Source organism: Azospirillum sp. ST 5-10, from assembly GCF_051225715.1.
Classification (GTDB): domain Bacteria; phylum Pseudomonadota; class Alphaproteobacteria; order Azospirillales; family Azospirillaceae; genus Azospirillum.
Genome location: NZ_JBPJSP010000011.1, coordinates 89,463 through 105,511, shown reverse-complemented (window position 1 = coordinate 105,511; position 16,049 = coordinate 89,463). Strand labels below are relative to the sequence as shown.

Below are 16,049 nucleotides of genomic sequence, written 5' to 3'. Positions count from 1 at the left end.
TCATGAACGCCATCAACGCCCAGACCTGGATCGCCGTCGGCACGGTCGCCGACATCCCGCCGCGCGGCGCCCGCGTCGTCAAGGCGCCGGGCGGCGACATCGCCGTCTTCCGCACCGGCGCCGACGAGGTCTATGCGCTGCGCGACCGCTGTCCCCACGCCGCGGGGCCGCTGTCCAACGGCATCGTCCACGGCAGCCGCGTCACCTGCCCGCTGCACAACATGGTGTTCGACCTGGCGACGGGCCAAGCGGTCGGGCCGGATCGCTGTGTGGCCACCACCGTGCCGGTGCGGGTGGTCGACGGCACGATCCAGATCGAGAACCCCCTCTACGCGGAGGCGGCGGGTGCCTGACGAGCTGCGCGGCGTGGTGGAGGCGGACGTCGCCGCGTCGGGCCCCCACCCAACCCTCCCCCACGTCGCGGGGGAGGGCCTTGTTCCTCCCCCCGTCGAAGATGGGGGGAGGTCGGGAGGGGGGACCGCAGCGACCGCCGTCCGCACCACCTGCCCCTATTGCGGGGTCGGCTGCGGCGTGCTGGCGCGGCGCGCGGCGGACGGCACGCTGGAGGTGCGCGGCGACCCCGACCACCCCGCCAACCGCGGCCGGCTGTGTTCCAAGGGGGCGGCGCTGGGCGAGACGGTCGGCCTGGAGGGGCGCCTGCTGCACCCCGAGCTGGACGGCCGCCGGGTGTCCTGGGACGAGGCCGTCGCCGCCCTGGCCGGCGCGTTGCGCGACACGATCGAGCGGCACGGCCCCGATTCCGTGGCGCTCTACGTCTCCGGCCAGTTGCTGACCGAGGACTACTACGTCGCCAACAAGCTGATGAAGGGCTTCGTCGGCTCGGCCAACATCGACACCAACTCGCGCCTGTGCATGGCCTCCACGGTGGCCGGCCACAAGCGGGCGTTCGGCAGCGACACCGTGCCCGGCACCTACGAGGACCTGGAGCTGGCCGACCTGGTGGTGCTGGTCGGCTCCAACCTCGCCTGGTGCCACCCGGTGCTGCACCAGCGCCTGCTGGCGGCGCGCCGCGCCCACGGCACGACGATCGTCGTCGTCGACCCGCGCCGCACCCCGACCTGCGACGAGGCCGACCTGCACTTGGCCCTGCGGCCCGGCAGCGACGTCGCCCTGTTCAACGGCCTGCTCGCCCATCTCTACCTGTCGGGGCGGGAGGACGCCGGCTTCCTCAAGGCCCATGCCGACGGCACCCGGGCGGCGCTGGCCGCCGCCCTGGCGGACACGCCGACGGTGGAGCGCGCCGCCGCGCTGTGCGACCTCGACCCGGCGGCGGTGCAGCGCTTCTACGAGCTGTTCGCCGCGACCAAACGGGTGGTGACCGTCTTCTCCCAGGGCGTCAACCAGTCGTCCGCGGGCACCGACAAGGTCAACGCCATCCTCAACGTCCACCTCTACACCGGGCGCGTCGGCAAGCCCGGCATGGGGCCGTTCTCGGTGACCGGACAGCCCAACGCCATGGGCGGGCGCGAGGTCGGCGGGCTCGCCAACCAGCTCGCCGCCCACATGGGCTTCGCCCCCGACGAGGTGGACCGGGTGCGCCGCTTCTGGAACGCCCCGCGGGTGGCGGCTGCCGAGGGGCTGAAGGCCGTCGACCTGTTCCGCGCGGTCGAGGAGGGGCGGATCAGGGCGCTGTGGATCATGGCGACCAACCCCGCGGTCAGCATGCCCGACGCCGGCCGCCTGCGCGCGGCGCTCGCCAAATGCGACTTCGTCGCCGTCTCCGACGGCTTCGCCGACACCGACACCGCGCGGCTCGCCCGCCTGAAGCTGCCCGCCGCCCTGTGGGCCGAGAAGGACGGCACCGTCACCAACTCCGACCGCACCGTCTCGCGCCAGCGCGCGGTGCTGCCGCTGCCCGGCGAGGCACGGCCGGACTGGTGGATCGTCTCGGCCGTCGGCCGCGCCCTGGGCTGGGCGGACGCCTTCGCCTACGACGGCCCGGCCGCCATCTTCCGCGAGCACGCCGCCCTCTCCGCCTTCGAGAACGGCGGCACCCGCGACTTCGACCTGGGCGCGCTGGCCGGCATCGGCGACGCCGCCTACGATGCGCTGGAGCCGGCGCCCTGGCCGCGCCGCGCCGGGCAGGAGCCGGCGGCGCGCCTGTTCGCCGACGGCCGGTTCCACACGCCGGACGGCAAGGCGCGCCTGCTGCCGGTCCGCCACCGCGGGCCGGCGCGGGCCTGCGATACGGCGTTCCCCTTGCGGCTCAACACCGGGCGCAGCCGCGACCACTGGCACACCATGACGCGCACCGGCCGGGCGCCCCGCCTGTCGGCCCACGCGCCGGAGCCCTGTCTGGAGCTGCATCCGGACGACGCGGCGCGCCACGGGATCGCCGAGGGCGGGCTGGTGCGCATCGTCACCGCCGCCGGCTCGGCCCTGGCGCGGGCGGCGCTCCGGCCGGGACTGCGGCCGGGCGAGGCGTTCCTACCCATGCACTGGACCGACCGCTTCACCGCCGGCTGCGTCGTCGGCGCCCTGATCGACGGCGTCGTCGATCCCCTGTCCGGCCAGCCCGAGGCCAAGGCCATGCCGGCCCGGGTCGAGCCGGTGGCGACCCGCTGGGCCGCCTGCCTGCTGAGCCGCGCCCCGGTGGAGCCGCGCCACGGCGGCTACTGGGCCCGCCACGCGGTGCCGGGCGGCCACGCCGTGCTGCTGGCGGGGGAGGGGGACGCTCCCGACGCGGCGATGGTGGACGCGCTGTTTCCCGGCCTCGTCGGCGCGGACGCCGAGACGGTGGATTACCAGGACCGCGGGCGCGGCGTGCTGCGGCGCGCCTGGATCGCGGGCGACCGCCTGGCCGCCTGCCTGTTCGTGGCGTCCGACGGCGCCCTGCCGCCGCGCGACTGGCTGCTGCGCCTGCTGGCCGGCGAGTCGCTGGACCTGGCCGCCCGGCTCGCCGTGCTGTCGGGCCGGGCGCCGGTGCCGGTGGCCGAGGAGGGGCGCATCGTCTGCGCGTGCTTCCGGGTCGGCGTCAACCGCCTGCTCGACGCCATCCGCGACGGCGGCCTGACCAGCGTCGAGGCGATCGGCGGCAGCCTGCGCGCCGGTACCAACTGCGGGTCCTGCGTGCCCGAGCTGAAGGAGGTGCTGGCCCAGGCGGCGGGTGCCGGGTAAGAGGGGGCGGAATCGCAGCGTGGCCGCATGCGGTCGTTTTCCTCCCTCTCCCTCGCCATCGTCTTCACGCATCACCTGACGGGCGATCCGGATTGACCCTCCCCCGGCTTCGCCGGGGGAGGGTGGCCGCGCCAGCGGCCGGGTGGGGGCAAGGTCCGGCAAGACGATCGAACGCCCATCGGTTCGCAGCGGGAACGCCGGCTCACTCGCCGACACCTTGCCCCCACCCTCCCGGCCCAAACGTGTGAATCCGACAACCTGGGCCCCTCCGTCAGACTGTGGCAATGTTCCGCTGGCACAGTCGTGGCGTGTGACCGGATTTTGGGCCCGATGCGAATCCTGCTCGTTGAAGACGAGGTCGAGCTGGCCTCCGTTCTGCGCGCCGCGCTCGGCCGGCGCGGGTTTGTCGTCGATTGGGTGGCGGATCTGGCGCACGCCCGGGAGGCGGTCCGTGATGCCGGGCTGCGCGCCGTGCTGCTGGACCGCCGGCTGCCCGACGGCGACGGCATCGACCTGCTGCCGGCGCTGCGCCAGCTCCCGGAGCCGCCGCCGGTGATCGTCCTGACCGCCCGCGGTCAGACCGGCGAGCGGGTGGAGGGCCTGGACGCCGGGGCGGACGATTATCTCGCCAAGCCCTTCGAGCTGGACGAATTGCTGGCACGGCTGCGCGTGGTGACCCGGCGGCGGGCGGGCGTCCCGGCGGAGCCGCTGGTGCTGGGCGCCCTCACCTTCGACCCCGTGCACCGGGAGGCGCTGGTCGGCGGCGTGCCCCTGTCGCTGCCGCGGCGCGAGCTGGCGCTGCTCGACCTCCTGCTGCGGCGCGCCGGCCGGGTCGTCCTGCGCGAGACCATCGAGGCGGCGCTGTTCGGATTCGACGACGCGCCGACCTCCAACACGGTGGACTCCCACGTGTCGCGCCTGCGGCGCCGGCTGGCGGACTGCGGTGCCGGGGTGGTGATCCACGCCCTGCGCGGCGTCGGCTACATGGCGAAGGCGGAGTGATGGGGGCCGCGAGGGGCCGCCGCGCGCCATCGCTCGCCCGCCGGATGATCCTGGGGCTGGTGGCGTTCGTCGCCCTGATCGGGCTGCTGGTGATGCTGGCCGAGCCGGTGACGGCGGACCGGGTGTCCGTCGCCGAGTGGTTGGCCAGCGAGGAGGTCAAGCCGCTGCTGGCCGCCTCCCTCGTCCACGACGCGACCGGCCAACTCGTCCTGGTCCCGTCCCCGGGCATGGCCGCGTACATGGAGAAAAATCCCGGGTTCTGGTTCCTGGCCACCGACGGGGTCACGAAGACCAAAGGGGGGGCAGCCTCTTCGATCGAAGTGTTCGACGGCGACCGGGCCAATTCGCATGGCGCGATCTTCCACATCTTCACCCGGCACGGCCGGGTCGGCGTGCTGTTCGGCGGATATCAGGGCGACCTGTGGGACGGCGTGCAGGCTTGGCTGACGGATCGGCTGGGGCGGTGGCTTCGGGCACTGATCGTGGTGGCCGTCTGCACCACGCTGGTCACCATTGGCCTGGTTCATTTCCTGCTGCGGCCGGTGCAGCGCGCGGCCCAGGCCGCCGCCGCGCTGACGCCCGGGCAGCCGGTGCCGGCGCTTCCGGAGGAGGGCGTGCCGGCGGAGATCCTTCCCCTGGTCACCGCCACCAACGCCGCCTTCGCCCGGCTGGACGAGGAGCACGAGCGCCAGCGTCGCTTCATCGCCAACGCCGCCCACGAGCTGCGCACGCCGATCGCCATCCTCGGCGTCCGGCTGGACGAGCTGCCGGAGAGTGCCGCGAAGCTGGCGTTGCGCCACGACGTGAAGCGGCTGTCCATGCTGGCCGACCAGCTTCTCGACGTGGAGCGTCTGCACCACGGCGGCGGCGACGGGCGCCGGCCGGTCGACGTCGTGGCGCTGTCGCGCGACGTGGTGGCCGAGATGGGGCCGCTGGCCATCGGCCTCGGCAGCGCCCTTGCGTTCGATACCGCATTGCCGCGGCTGGAACTGTGCGGCGACGAGCAGGCGTTGCGCGGCGTCTTCCTGAACCTGGTGAGCAACGCGCTGACCCACGGCGGGGCGAACGTCGCGATCGAGGTGCGCGTCCGCGCCGACGGGGCGGTCGAGGTGGCGGACAACGGCGTCGGCGTCGGCGCCGATGCGCGGGACCGCGTGTTCGAGGCCTTCCAGCGGTCCGGCGGCGGCGGCGGCGCCGGACTCGGCCTGTACATCGTCCGCGAGGTGTTGCGGGCGCACGGGGCGTCGATCGATCTGCGGGACGGGCGGCCGGGCGCCGTGTTCCGCATACGCTTCCCGCCACCCTCCGCGGATGCGGACGTCCTGGGGAAGGGTGCCTGACGTCGCGGGGGTCGGGCAGGCCGGCCGCGAACGGATCCGGCCTGCCGCAGCGGATCAGAAGCGGTAGGAGACTCCGAGGAAGCCGTAGGGCTGCGTCTCGTCCTCGACGATCGGGCTGTCGGCGGCGTCGCCCAGCAGCCGGACGGCGCCCACCCGGGCCGTGAGCTTCCAGTGCGGCGTCAGCGCGTAGGCGGCGGTGATGCTGACGTCGCCGCTTTGCAGCCCGCCGTCGGGCTGGTAGGCGGCGAGGCCCGACCGGGTGGCCTGGGAGGCGGTGACGCCGAACCACTGCCGCTGGCTGTCCTCGTCGGCCAAGGTGGCGCCGACGCGGCCGGTGACCGTCAGCGCCTCCGTCACGTCGACGCTGTACGACGCCTCCATGGTGAGGGTGGTGCCGTCCTGCGCCCCGAAGGCGCGGTCGGCGTCCAGCGACAGGCCGAGCGCACCGAAGTCGGCGCGCACGAACAGCCGGCCGCGCGCCGCGCCGTCGATGTCGCCGAGGCCCCGCAGCCGGTCGCCGTCGTCCTCGTCGCGGCCGGACGCGTAGTTGACGCTGACGCCCGCAGAGAACGGCCCCCGGCGCAGCACGGTCACGCCGAGGCCGTCGCCGGTGTTGAGGAAGACGGTGTCCAGCCCGGTCCATCCCAGCCGGTAGCGGAGATCGACCAGCGGGACCGGGGAGATGGACATCTCGTCGCTGCCCAGATACTCCGGGGCGACGACGCCGCCGACGCCGAGGCTCGCCGACCAGTCGCCGGGCGCCATCTCGTTCGGCTTGTCCTGCGCCCATGCGGCGCCGGCGGTGAGGATCACGGCGGCGAGCCCGGTCAGCGCCCGGCCCGGGGCACGCGTGTGGTGCAACGGCATACGGTTGGTGTCCTCTGCGGTGGTGGGAACGGCTTCCCGATCCCGTGCAGTTGACGCTTGCCACATTGCCGCAGGCTGGCAGGGCGGGCGCCGCCGCATCTTTTTCCGTCGGCCGGGCGGCGCCGGCGCCTCAGGGCAGGGCGCCGCGGGCGTCCGTCCCGCCGTGCCGCGCGCGGCGGACGAGACGCGCCAGGGCATGCTCGGCACGGTCGACCTGGACGAACACCACGGGCACCACGAGCAGGCTGAGCGCGGTGGAGGTCAGCAGGCCGCCGATCACCGCCACCGCCATGGGCTGACGGAAGCTGGCGTCGGCGCCGAGGCCGAGCGCGATCGGCAGCATGCCCGCGGCCATCGCCACCGTGGTCATGACGATCGGCCGGGCGCGCTTGTGGCAGGCGTCGACGAGCGCGTCGTGCAGCGACAGGCCGCGGTCGCGCCGCCCGGTGATGGCGTATTCCACCAGCAGGATCGAGTTCTTGGTGACGATCCCCATGAGCATGACGAGCCCGATCATCGACGGGACGTCGAGCTCGCTGCCCACCGCCAGCAAGGCCACGAAGGCGCCGCCGAGCGAGAGCGGCAGGGCCGACAGGATGGTGAGCGGCTGGAAGACGTCGCTGAACAGCACGCACAGCACGCAGAGCACGCACAGCACGCCGACGACGATCGCCATGCCGAAGCCGGCGGCGAGCTCGCCCGCGATCTCGGCGTCGCCGGCCTCGATCAGTGCCACGCCCGACGGCATCCCCCGCACCGACGGCAGCCCGCCGACGGTGGCGAGTGCCGTGCCCAGCGGCAGGTCGCCGAGGTCGGCGTCCACCGTCACGTAGCGGCGGCGGTCGTAGCGGTCGATCCGGGTCGGCCCGCTCGCCACCGACAAGGACGCCACGCTGGACAGCGGGACCAGGGCGCCACCCCGTCCGCTCAGCCGCAGGTTGCCGAGGACGTCGATGTCGCGGCGTGCCGCCTCGGCGACCCGCACGCGGATGTAGACGCGGCGGGTGTCGAGGTTGAGCCGCGCGACCTGGGCGTCGAAGTCGCCGCTGGTGGCGATGCGCACCGCCTCGCCGATGGCGGCGGTGGTGACCCCCCGTTCGGCGGCCCGCTGCGGATCCGGCCGGACGAGGATCTCCGGCCGCTCCAGGCTGGCGCTCGAGGCGATGTTCGACAGGCCGTCGACGCCGCGCAGCTCGCGCGCCAGGGCCCGCGCGCTGGCCGTCAGCGTCGCCGCGTTGTCGCTGGCGAGGATGAGCTCCAGCTTGGTGCCGACTCCCTCGCCGACCGCGAAGCGCGCGCCCGGCACCCGCTGCAGGGCGATGCGCGCGGCCGCCTCGACCTCCCCCTGGCGCGGGCGCTCGTCGCGCGGCGCCAGCGTCAGGGTCAGGCTGCCCTTGCGCACCTCGCCCGCCGCCTTGGACCCGCCCCCCGCCTGTTGCGCATCGCCGACCGTGGCGAACACGCTCCCGACGCCGGTGACGTCGGCCAGGGCCGCACGGGCCTCCTCGGCCACCGCGAGGCTGTTCTCAAGCGCGCTGCCCGGCGGCAGTTCGAAGTCGACGGTGACGTAGCCGCCGTCCGCCGGCGGGATCAGCCCGCGGGGGATCAGCGGCAGCAGCGCCAGCGACGCGACGAAGAAGGCGACGGCGGCGGCGATGGTGACGGCGCGGTGGGCGAGGCACCAGCGCACGGCACCGAGGTACCACCCCATGACGCGGCCGTCTTCCGGCTCGTCCTTGGCGTGCGGGACGAGGAGGTGGGCCGCCATCATCGGCGTCAGCAGGCGCGCGACCAGCAGCGAGGCCAGCACGGCGATGACCGCGGTCCAGCCGAACTGCTGGAACAGCAGGCCGGGCACGCCGCTCATGAAGGCGGTGGGCAGGAACACCACGACGAGGCACAGCGTCGTCGCGATCACCGCCAGCGCGATCTCGGTGACGGCGTCGGCGGCGGCCTGCGGCATCGGCGTGCCGGCGCGGCGATGGCGCTCGATGTTCTCGATCTCGACGATGGCGTCGTCGACCAGGATGCCGACGACGACGGCCAGCGCCAGCAGGGTCAGCGTGTTGAGCGAGTAGCCGAGCCACGCCATCGCCGCGAAGGCCGGCAGGATGGAGAGCGGCAGGGCGGCGGCGGCGATCAGCGTCGCCCGCCAGTCCCGGAGGAACCACCAGACGACCACCACGGCGAGGATGGCGCCCTCGTACAGCATGTCCATCGAGCCGTCGTACTGCTCCAGCGTGTCGGCGACCGTGCTGGAGACGAGCGAGACGCGCAGGGACGGATCGGCCGCCGCCAGCCGTGCGAGCGCGCGCGCCACGCCGTCGGCGATGCCCGCCTCGTCGAAGCCCTTGGCGCGGTACACCTTGAAGCCGACGACGGGAACGCCGTCGCGCAACGCCGCCTGGGTGCGGTCGGCGACGGCGTCGCCGACCACGGCCACCTGGTCCAGGCGGAGGTGCCGGCCGTCGCCGAGCACGACCGGCAGAGCCGCGAGGTCGGCGGCCTGCGGCACCGTCGCCACCGTGCGCACGGACTGCTCGGCGTCGCCGAGCTGCCCGCGGCCGCCCGAGGACTCCTGCTGGGTCTGGCGCAGCGCCCGCGACACGTCGCCGACGGTGACGCCGAGGGCGGCGAGGCGCACCGGATCGACGTCGACGCGCACCTCGCGCTGGACGCCGCCGACCCGCTCGAAACGGCCGACGCCCGGCACCGCCAGGACGGCCTTGCCCACGCTGTCGTCGACCAACCAGGACAGCGCCTCCTCGTCCAGCCGGTCCGAGGCGACGGCGAACACCAGGATCGGGCGGCTGCCGATGGTGACGGCGCTGACCGTGGGTTCGCGCAGGTCCGCCGGCAGGTCCGAGCGGACGCGGTCGATCGCGTCCTTGGCCTCGACCAGGGCGTCGGACAGGGGTTTCTCCAGGACGAACTCGACGTCGACCGCCACCTGCCCGTCGGTGATCGCGGTGCGGATGTGCTTCAGTCCGGCGAGCGTCGCCAGCGAATCCTCGACCGGACGCGCCACCTCCGTCTCCAACTGGGCGGGCGCCGCGCCGGGCTGGCTCAGGGTCACGCTGACCCGCGGCAGGTCGAGGTCGGGCAGGCGCTGGATCGGCAGCGAACGGAAGCCCGAGAGGCCGGCCAGGGTCAGCAGGACGAACAGCAGGACCGCCGGAATCGGGTTGCGGATGGACCAGGTGGCGAAGTTCATGGCCGCGCGCCCTCCCGGCCGGCGACCTCGCTCCCGCGCTCCGGCCCGGCGAGCCGCACGGTGTCGCCGTCGTCGAGGAAGCCGGCGCCGCGGACGACCAGGCGGTCCTCCTGCGAGACGCCGCCGACGATCTCGACGTCGTCTCCCTGGCGGCGCCCGGTGGCGACCGCGCGCAACGACACGGCGGGCGACGCCCCGTCCCCGTCCCCGTCCCGATCGAGCGCGGCCACATAGGCGCGCCCGTCGCGGATCACCACGCTCTCCGCCGGAACCGCCAGGCCGGGCTGCCGGCCGACCGCAATGCGGCCGTCGGCGTACATCCCGGCGCGGGCCGAACCGCCCGGCGCGAGGTCGGCGTAGACGACGCCCAGCCGCGACCGTTCGTCCAGCGCGGGAGCGATCTGCCGGATGGTCGCGGTCGCGCTGCCGCCGTCGGGCAGGACCAGCGCGACGCTGTGGCCGGGGGCCACCCGTGCGAGCTGCGCGGCGGTCAGCTCGCCGCGCCACTCCAGCCGGCCCTGGCGGATCAGCCGGAACAGCTCCTCGCCGACCGGGACCACGGCGCCGAGGGTGGCGGCGCGCGCGCTGATCACCCCGTCGTCGGGGGCGACCACCTCGGCGTAGGCGAGCTGGAGCCGCTTGGCGGCGAGCTGCGCCGCGGTGACGCGCGCCCGCGTGTCGTATCCCAGGAGATCCTTGTCGCTGATGTTGCCGCGCCGCTCCAGGGCGAGGGCGCGGCGGCGGTCGGCCTCCGCCTGGTCGTGGCTGGCCGCCAGCTGGGCCTCCTCGGCGCGCAGCAGGGCGTCGTCGAAGCGGGCGAGCACCTGCCCCTTGGTGACGCGGTCGCCCACGTTCACGGCCACGTCCACCAGCCGGTAGCCGCCGATCTGCGCCCCGACGCTGGCCTCCTGCCAAGCGGCGATCGTGCCCGAGGCCGCGATGGTCACGGGCCAGACGACGCGGCGCGGCGACGTCGCGGTGACCGTCAACGCCGGCGGGGAGGATGTCGCCTCGGCGACGGGCGGCGGATGGACGGCGACGGGCGCGGTGGCGATGGCGCCCGCGGCCACGCCCGTGGCGATGCCGACTCCCAGGCCGGCCAGGAACACGGCATAGGGCCGGCGCCGCCGTCCGGGCGCGGGGTCGCCCGTCCCAACGGCCGCAGGACGGGGGGTGGCGCGGGTCATGCCTCTCTCTCCAGCTCGTATCACCTTGCCGGAGAATGGGCGGGCTGCGTTGCGGCAGTCTGGCACGGGGCGGGGCCCGTGCCGGCGACGGCGGGTTTTGCGAACAGGACGCCGTCACGATCGCTGCGCCTTGCCCCGCGGCGCCGTCGCGGGGCAAGGCGGCGCGGTTCAGGACGCCTGGCGGGCCAGGGTGCCCAGCGCCGTCATGACGACCCGGGCGACGGTCAGCGCCCCCATGCCGTCGATGTCGCGTTCGGGCATGAACTCGACGAAATCCATGGCGGCGATGCGGCCGCGCTCGGCGGCGCCCTGGATGAGGTCGACCACCTGGAAATAGGTCAGGCCACCGGGGCAGCGGGCGATGACGCCGGGCACCTGTGTCGGCTCCATGGCGTCCATATCGCAGCAGACGATGATCTCGCTGCCCTCGGGGATGAGGGCGAGCGCCTGCCCGACCCCGCCGCGGTGCACCTCGCGGGCGGTGACGAAGCGGGCCCCCCAGGCGACGGCGTCGTTGTAGTCCGCCGTAGCGCCCGAGCCGATGCCGCGCGCCCCGACCTGGATGATGCGTTCGATGTGCGGCATCTCCGAGGCCCGGCGCATGGTCGAGGACAGGCCCTGGCGCTCGCCCATGTGGATGTCCCGCCAGTCGATGTGGGCGTCGATCTGCAGCACCGTGTAGCGCCGGCCATCGTCGCGCGCCAGGGCCTCCAGCATCGGGATGGGGATGGAATCGTCGCCGCCCAGCACCACGGGCACCGCTCCGCGACCGACGATCGTCTTCACCGCGTCCCGGATGACGGCCCGGTTGCCGGCGCCGTCGGCCTCGTCGTAGGGCAGGTTTCCGCAATCGACCGGGCGCAGCCGGCGGTCGGGGAAGAGCGGCCCGCCGAATTCGAAGTCGTGCCGGTCGATGTTGGCGGTGAAGGCGGCCGTGGCGCGGCGCAGGGCGTCCGGAGCGTTCCGGCAGTAGGCTCCCACCGACGGATAGGGGCTGGCGCACGGCGCGCCGATCAGGGCGACCGGCGCGGTCAGATCGCCGAGAGACCGGCAGGCGTCCAGTCCCAGGAACGTTTCGGTCTGAGCGGCCGCGCCGAAGAGGGCGCCCAGGTCGGGGGAAGATGTCGTCGACATGCGGTCTTTCCGGTTCAGGAGGCGTGAGGACATGCGGCCACGGGACGCCGGGTCACAGCCGTGGCAGGAGGTAGCGGGCCCAGCGGGCCTGCGCGTATTGGAAGAGCAGGACGAGGACGAGCGTCAGGGCGAGGTAGATCCCCGCCGCCGTGGCGTACGGCTCGAACATGATGTAGTGGTTGAGGGTGATGCTGCGGGCGACGCCCGTCACCTCCAGCAGCGTCACGGTGCTGGCGAGCGAGGTGGCGTGCAGCATCATCACCGCCTCGTTGGCGTAGAGGGTCAGCGAGCGCGTGAGCATCGCCGGCAGGAGGATGCGGCGCGCCCGGGTCCACGGGCCCATGCCGTAGGCCCGGGCCGCCTCGATCTCGCCCGGCGGCAGGTGACGCAGGCTGCCGGCGAAGATCTCGGTCGTGTAGGCGGTGGTGTTGAGGACGAACGTCAGCAGGGCGCAGACCAGAGGGCTGGACAGCCACGGCCAGACGACGCTGGTCCGGATCCAATCGAACTGGGCCAGACCGTAGTAGATGAGGAAGAGCTGGACGAGCAGCGGCGTGCCGCGGAACACCAGCGTGTAGGCGGCGATGGCGTGGCGCAGCGGCGCGTGATGGGAGTTTCTCCCCAGGGCCAGCGGCAGCGACAGGGCGAAGGCGATCGCCAGCGACGCCGCCGTCAGGAGCAGGGTCAGCCGGGCGCCTTCGGCGAACAGGTCGAGGTTGTCGGCGATGATGTCCCAGCTCATCGGGCGGCCTCGCGGATGTGGGCGTCGAAGCGCTTGCCGACGCGCCGCAGGACCGCCAGGGACACCGCGGTCAGGGTCAGATAGAAGGCGCCGGCCAGGAGATAGAAGGTGAAGGGCTGGGCCGTCGCCTCGGCCGCGCCGCGCGCCCGGAACATGACGTCCTGGAGGCCGATCAGCGACACCAGCGCCGTCGCCTTGGCCATCACCAGCCAGTTGTTGGTGAAGCCGGGCAGGGCGAGGCGGGCCATCTGCGGCGCCAGGATGCGCCAGAAGATGCGGCCCGGGCCGAGGCCGTAGGCCTTGGCCGCCTCGATCTCGCCCTTGGGGATGTTCATCAGCGCGCCGCGGAAGGTCTCGGTCATGTAGGCCCCGAAGATCAGCCCCAGCGCGACCGTGCCGGCGACGAAGGGGCTGAACTCCACATAGACGTCGAACCCCATGCCCTGGGCGGTCTGGTTCAGCAGCGCCGGCAGCGAATAGAAGACCAGCAGCATCATCACCAGATCGGGAATGCCCCGGACGACGGAGGTGTAGACCGCCGCCGTCGCCCGGAGCACCCTGGAGTGGGAGAGTTTCGCCAACGCACCGGCGACGCCGATGAGGACGGCCAGCAGAAGCGAGGCGAACGCCAGCGCTAGCGACACCCACCCCGCGGCCAGGACCGAACCGGCGTAGCCGTCCCACATGGCTTCAGTTCTCGCCGAAATACTTGGTGTTGAGCGCCTCGAGGGTGCCGTCATCGCGGATCTTGGCGAGGCCGGCGTTGATGCGCTTCAGCAGCTCGGTGTTCTTCTTGTTCACCGCGATGGCGACGCCCTCGCCCAGCTCCGGCGCGTCCTTGCCGGTGTAGCGCGGCCCCACCAGCGCGAAGTCCCGGCCCTTGTCGGCGCCGAGGAAGCTGTGGCTGATCTGCGCCTCGTAGCTCATGTGGAGGTCGGCGCGGCCGGACGTCAGCTCCAGGTAGGGCGCGCTGCCGCTCTCGTAGCGCTTGATGGTCGCCTTGGGAAAGGTCTTGGTGACGAAGGCGTCCATCGGCGTTCCGGTCTGCACGGCGATGACCTTCCCGGCCAGACCGTCGGGCGAGATCTCCAGGCCGGCGTCCTTGCGGGCGACGAAGCGGAAGACCGGTCGTTCGTAGATGTCGCTGAAGGCCATGATCCGGCGGCGGGCGTCGGTCACCGTGAGCTGGGAGATCAGGGCGTCGTACTTGCCCGTCGTCAGGCTCGGGATCATGCCCTCCCAGGCGGCGGCGACGATCTCGCAGTCGAGCTCGGCGGCGGCGCAGACGGCGTTCATCAGCTCGACGTCGTAGCCGACGAGCTTGCCGCTGTCGTCGACGTACTCGAAGGGCGGGAAGGTGGCGTCGGTCGCGACTTTGACGGTGTCGGCGGCGGCGGCGGAGAGCGTGCCGACGGCCAGGAGGCCGCCGAGGAACAGGGAACGGAAATTGGCCATGGGTGGTCTCATGGGGGCTGGGGGGAGGGGCCGCGGCGGCGCCGTAGGCGGCGGGCCGCGGCGGCGGTCAGGAGTGCAGGCGTCCCGCCAGGAACTGGCGGAGCCGGTCGCTTGCGGGATGGTCGAACACCTGGGTCGGCGATCCTTCCTCCTCGACGCGGCCGGCGTGCAGGAACATGACCTTGGAGGAGAGGTGGCGGGCGAAGCCCATCTCGTGCGTCACGACGACCATGGTCCGCCCTTCCTCGGCCAGCGCCTGCATGACGCGCAGCACCTCGCCGACGAGCTCCGGGTCCAGCGCCGAGGTCGGCTCGTCGAACAGCATGACGTCCGGCTCCATGGTCAGCGCCCGGGCGATGGCCACGCGCTGCTGCTGGCCGCCGGAGAGGTGCGAGGGATAGGCGTCGAAGCGGTTGGCGGTCAGCCCGACCTTGGCGAGGTTTTCCTTGGCCCGCTCCACGGCCTCCCTGCGCGGCACGCCGAGGACGCTGATGGGCGCCTCGACGACGTTGTCCAGGACGCTCATGTGCGACCACAGGCAGAAGTTCTGGAAGACCATCGCCAGCCGGGCCCGGATGCGCTGGAGCTGCTTGGCGTCGGCGGCCTTCAAGGTGCCGTCGCGGGGATCGGGGACCAGCGCCAGCCGTTCGCCGTGGACGACGATGGTGCCCGCGTTCGGCCGCTCGAGGAGGTTGATGCAGCGCAGGAACGTGCTCTTGCCGGAGCCGCTGGAGCCGATGATGCTGATGACGTCGCCGGCCGAGGCCTCCAAGCCGATGCCCTTCAGCACCTCGGTCGAGCCGTAGCGCTTGTGGATGTCGCTGACGTAGAGTTTCTGCATGGGGGGCGTTCTCGCGGGGGCTGGGCGGCGGCGGTCGATCGGCGGCGTCAGCCGGGGGGCGGCACGATCATCCAGATCGCCGTGCAGGCTTCCGTCTCCGACGGATTGCACCAGGTGTGCGGCGTCTTGGGGTCGAAGCTCAGGGTGTCGCCGGCGGTGAGGAGGTAGGTCTCGTCGCCGACGGTGACGGTCAGCCGGCCGGTCAGGATGTGGACCAGATCCTGGTCGGCCCGCAGGGAATAGGCCTCGTCACCCGAACCGCCGCCGGGCTCGATGGTGGAGTGGAGGGCCATCATGTGCTCGTTGTCGACGCCGCCGATGATCCGCTCGCGCATGCCGACGCCGCCGAGATTGATGGGAGCCCCCTCGTTGGCGCGGACGAAGTTCGTCCGCGGCGGCTCGAAGATCGCCGCCGGCTTCACGCCGATCGCGTCGCAGATGCGCAGCAAGGTCGCGATGGACGACTGCACGAGATCGCGCTCGAAGCGGCTGAGGAAGGACTTGCTGACTCCGGCCCGCGCCGCGACCTCGTCCATCGACAGCTTGCTCTGCAGGCGGAAGGCCCGCAGTCTGGCGCCGACGTTGAAGTCGGGCGAGGAGGGCGCAGGGGCGTCGCCCGTCATGCGTTCGTCGTTTGAGTCGGCGGTCACGGCCGGTCGCGCTCCCCGATCGTCGATGTCTGATGGCGGCGTGTCGTGTTGCATGATGCGAAACTCGCAATCGCCATGCCAGACAAAAATGCGCCGTTTTCCAGGGAATGGGGTTTCTGAATAAGCAACATATGGCCGGGAATTGGGCGGTTGCCCGGCGGACTGCCCGCGCCGTGTGCAGACTCTGCCGGGCGCGCGGTTACGCGGCGGGCAACGAGGCGGCGCGGCGAAGCAGCATGCCGAACAGGTCCCGCGGGTCGTCGGGGTCGGCCAGCAGGTCGAGGTCCTCGTAGAAGGCGGTGCCGCCGAGTTTGGAGCGGACGTAGCGCAGGGCGGAGAAGTCCTCCGTCGCGAAGCCGACGGAGTCGAACAGGGTGATCTGGCGGCCGTCCTGCCGGCCGGGGACCTCGCCGGCGATCACGCGCCACAGCTCGGTCACGGGATGGTCCTGCGCCAGTTGCTGGATTTCCCCTTCGATG

13 protein-coding genes and 1 pseudogene are annotated in these 16,049 nt (G+C 73.0%); 4 read left to right on the top strand and 10 right to left on the bottom strand.

The annotated features are described in order from the left end of the window. Nucleotides 1–2: 2 nt before the first annotated feature. The 4 genes from nirD to ACSBPG_RS14650 all read left to right on the top strand — a co-directional run bounded on the left by nirD (nucleotide 3) and on the right by ACSBPG_RS14650 (nucleotide 5,480). Nucleotides 3–353: a nitrite reductase small subunit NirD gene (nirD, locus tag ACSBPG_RS14665; RefSeq protein WP_435537921.1), complete on the top strand. Its 351-nt coding sequence runs from the start codon at nucleotides 3–5 to the stop codon at nucleotides 351–353. 178 nt (nucleotides 354–531) lie between these two features. Then, nucleotides 532–3,138: a molybdopterin-dependent oxidoreductase gene (locus tag ACSBPG_RS14660; RefSeq protein ID WP_435537920.1), complete on the top strand. Its 2,607-nt coding sequence runs from the start codon at nucleotides 532–534 to the stop codon at nucleotides 3,136–3,138. A 330-nt stretch (nucleotides 3,139–3,468) separates the two neighbouring features. Beyond that, entirely contained in the window at nucleotides 3,469–4,140 is a 672-nt protein-coding gene (locus ACSBPG_RS14655) for a response regulator transcription factor (RefSeq protein ID WP_435537919.1), read from the top strand. Beyond that, nucleotides 4,140–5,480, top strand: a complete 1,341-nt coding sequence (locus ACSBPG_RS14650; RefSeq protein ID WP_435537918.1) for a sensor histidine kinase — start codon at nucleotides 4,140–4,142, stop codon at nucleotides 5,478–5,480. Before ACSBPG_RS14655 ends, ACSBPG_RS14650 begins: the two co-directional genes overlap by 1 nt. A 54-nt stretch (nucleotides 5,481–5,534) precedes the next feature. On the opposite strand, the gene ACSBPG_RS14645 is transcribed toward ACSBPG_RS14650, so the two are convergent. The 10 genes and pseudogenes from ACSBPG_RS14645 to ACSBPG_RS14600 form a co-directional block, all read right to left on the bottom strand. Beyond that, complete coding sequence (locus ACSBPG_RS14645; protein ID WP_435537917.1) at nucleotides 5,535–6,347, bottom strand: MipA/OmpV family protein; 813 nt, start codon at nucleotides 6,345–6,347, stop codon at nucleotides 5,535–5,537. A gap of 130 nt (nucleotides 6,348–6,477) precedes the next feature. Next, the gene (locus tag ACSBPG_RS14640) at nucleotides 6,478–9,561 is read right to left on the bottom strand and encodes an efflux RND transporter permease subunit (RefSeq protein ID WP_435537916.1); all 3,084 of its coding nucleotides are present in this window, start codon (nucleotides 9,559–9,561) and stop codon (nucleotides 6,478–6,480) included. After that, on the bottom strand, nucleotides 9,558–10,748 hold the full coding sequence (locus ACSBPG_RS14635) for an efflux RND transporter periplasmic adaptor subunit (RefSeq protein ID WP_435537915.1): 1,191 nt from the start codon (nucleotides 10,746–10,748) through the stop codon (nucleotides 9,558–9,560). Before ACSBPG_RS14635 ends, ACSBPG_RS14640 begins: the two co-directional genes overlap by 4 nt. A gap of 168 nt (nucleotides 10,749–10,916) precedes the next feature. Next, nucleotides 10,917–11,882: an arginase family protein gene (locus tag ACSBPG_RS14630; protein WP_435537914.1), complete on the bottom strand. Its 966-nt coding sequence runs from the start codon at nucleotides 11,880–11,882 to the stop codon at nucleotides 10,917–10,919. 52 nt (nucleotides 11,883–11,934) lie between these two features. Next, nucleotides 11,935–12,624, bottom strand: a complete 690-nt coding sequence (locus ACSBPG_RS14625; RefSeq protein ID WP_435537913.1) for an ABC transporter permease — start codon at nucleotides 12,622–12,624, stop codon at nucleotides 11,935–11,937. Beyond that, entirely contained in the window at nucleotides 12,621–13,310 is a 690-nt protein-coding gene (locus ACSBPG_RS14620; protein ID WP_435537912.1) for an ABC transporter permease, read from the bottom strand. The genes ACSBPG_RS14625 and ACSBPG_RS14620 overlap by 4 nt, the downstream gene beginning before the upstream one ends. Before the next feature lie 4 nt (nucleotides 13,311–13,314). Beyond that, nucleotides 13,315–14,079: a transporter substrate-binding domain-containing protein gene (locus ACSBPG_RS14615; protein ID WP_435537911.1), complete on the bottom strand. Its 765-nt coding sequence runs from the start codon at nucleotides 14,077–14,079 to the stop codon at nucleotides 13,315–13,317. Between the two features lie 67 nt (nucleotides 14,080–14,146). Further along, nucleotides 14,147–14,920 (bottom strand): ABC transporter ATP-binding protein, encoded by a 774-nt coding sequence (locus tag ACSBPG_RS14610; protein WP_435537910.1) that lies wholly within the window; start codon nucleotides 14,918–14,920, stop codon nucleotides 14,147–14,149. 47 nt (nucleotides 14,921–14,967) lie between these two features. Continuing rightward, nucleotides 14,968–15,570 (bottom strand): helix-turn-helix domain-containing protein, encoded by a 603-nt coding sequence (locus ACSBPG_RS14605; protein WP_435537909.1) that lies wholly within the window; start codon nucleotides 15,568–15,570, stop codon nucleotides 14,968–14,970. A gap of 199 nt (nucleotides 15,571–15,769) precedes the next feature. After that, nucleotides 15,770–16,049: pseudogene (locus tag ACSBPG_RS14600) on the bottom strand (ornithine cyclodeaminase); the annotation flags it as partial.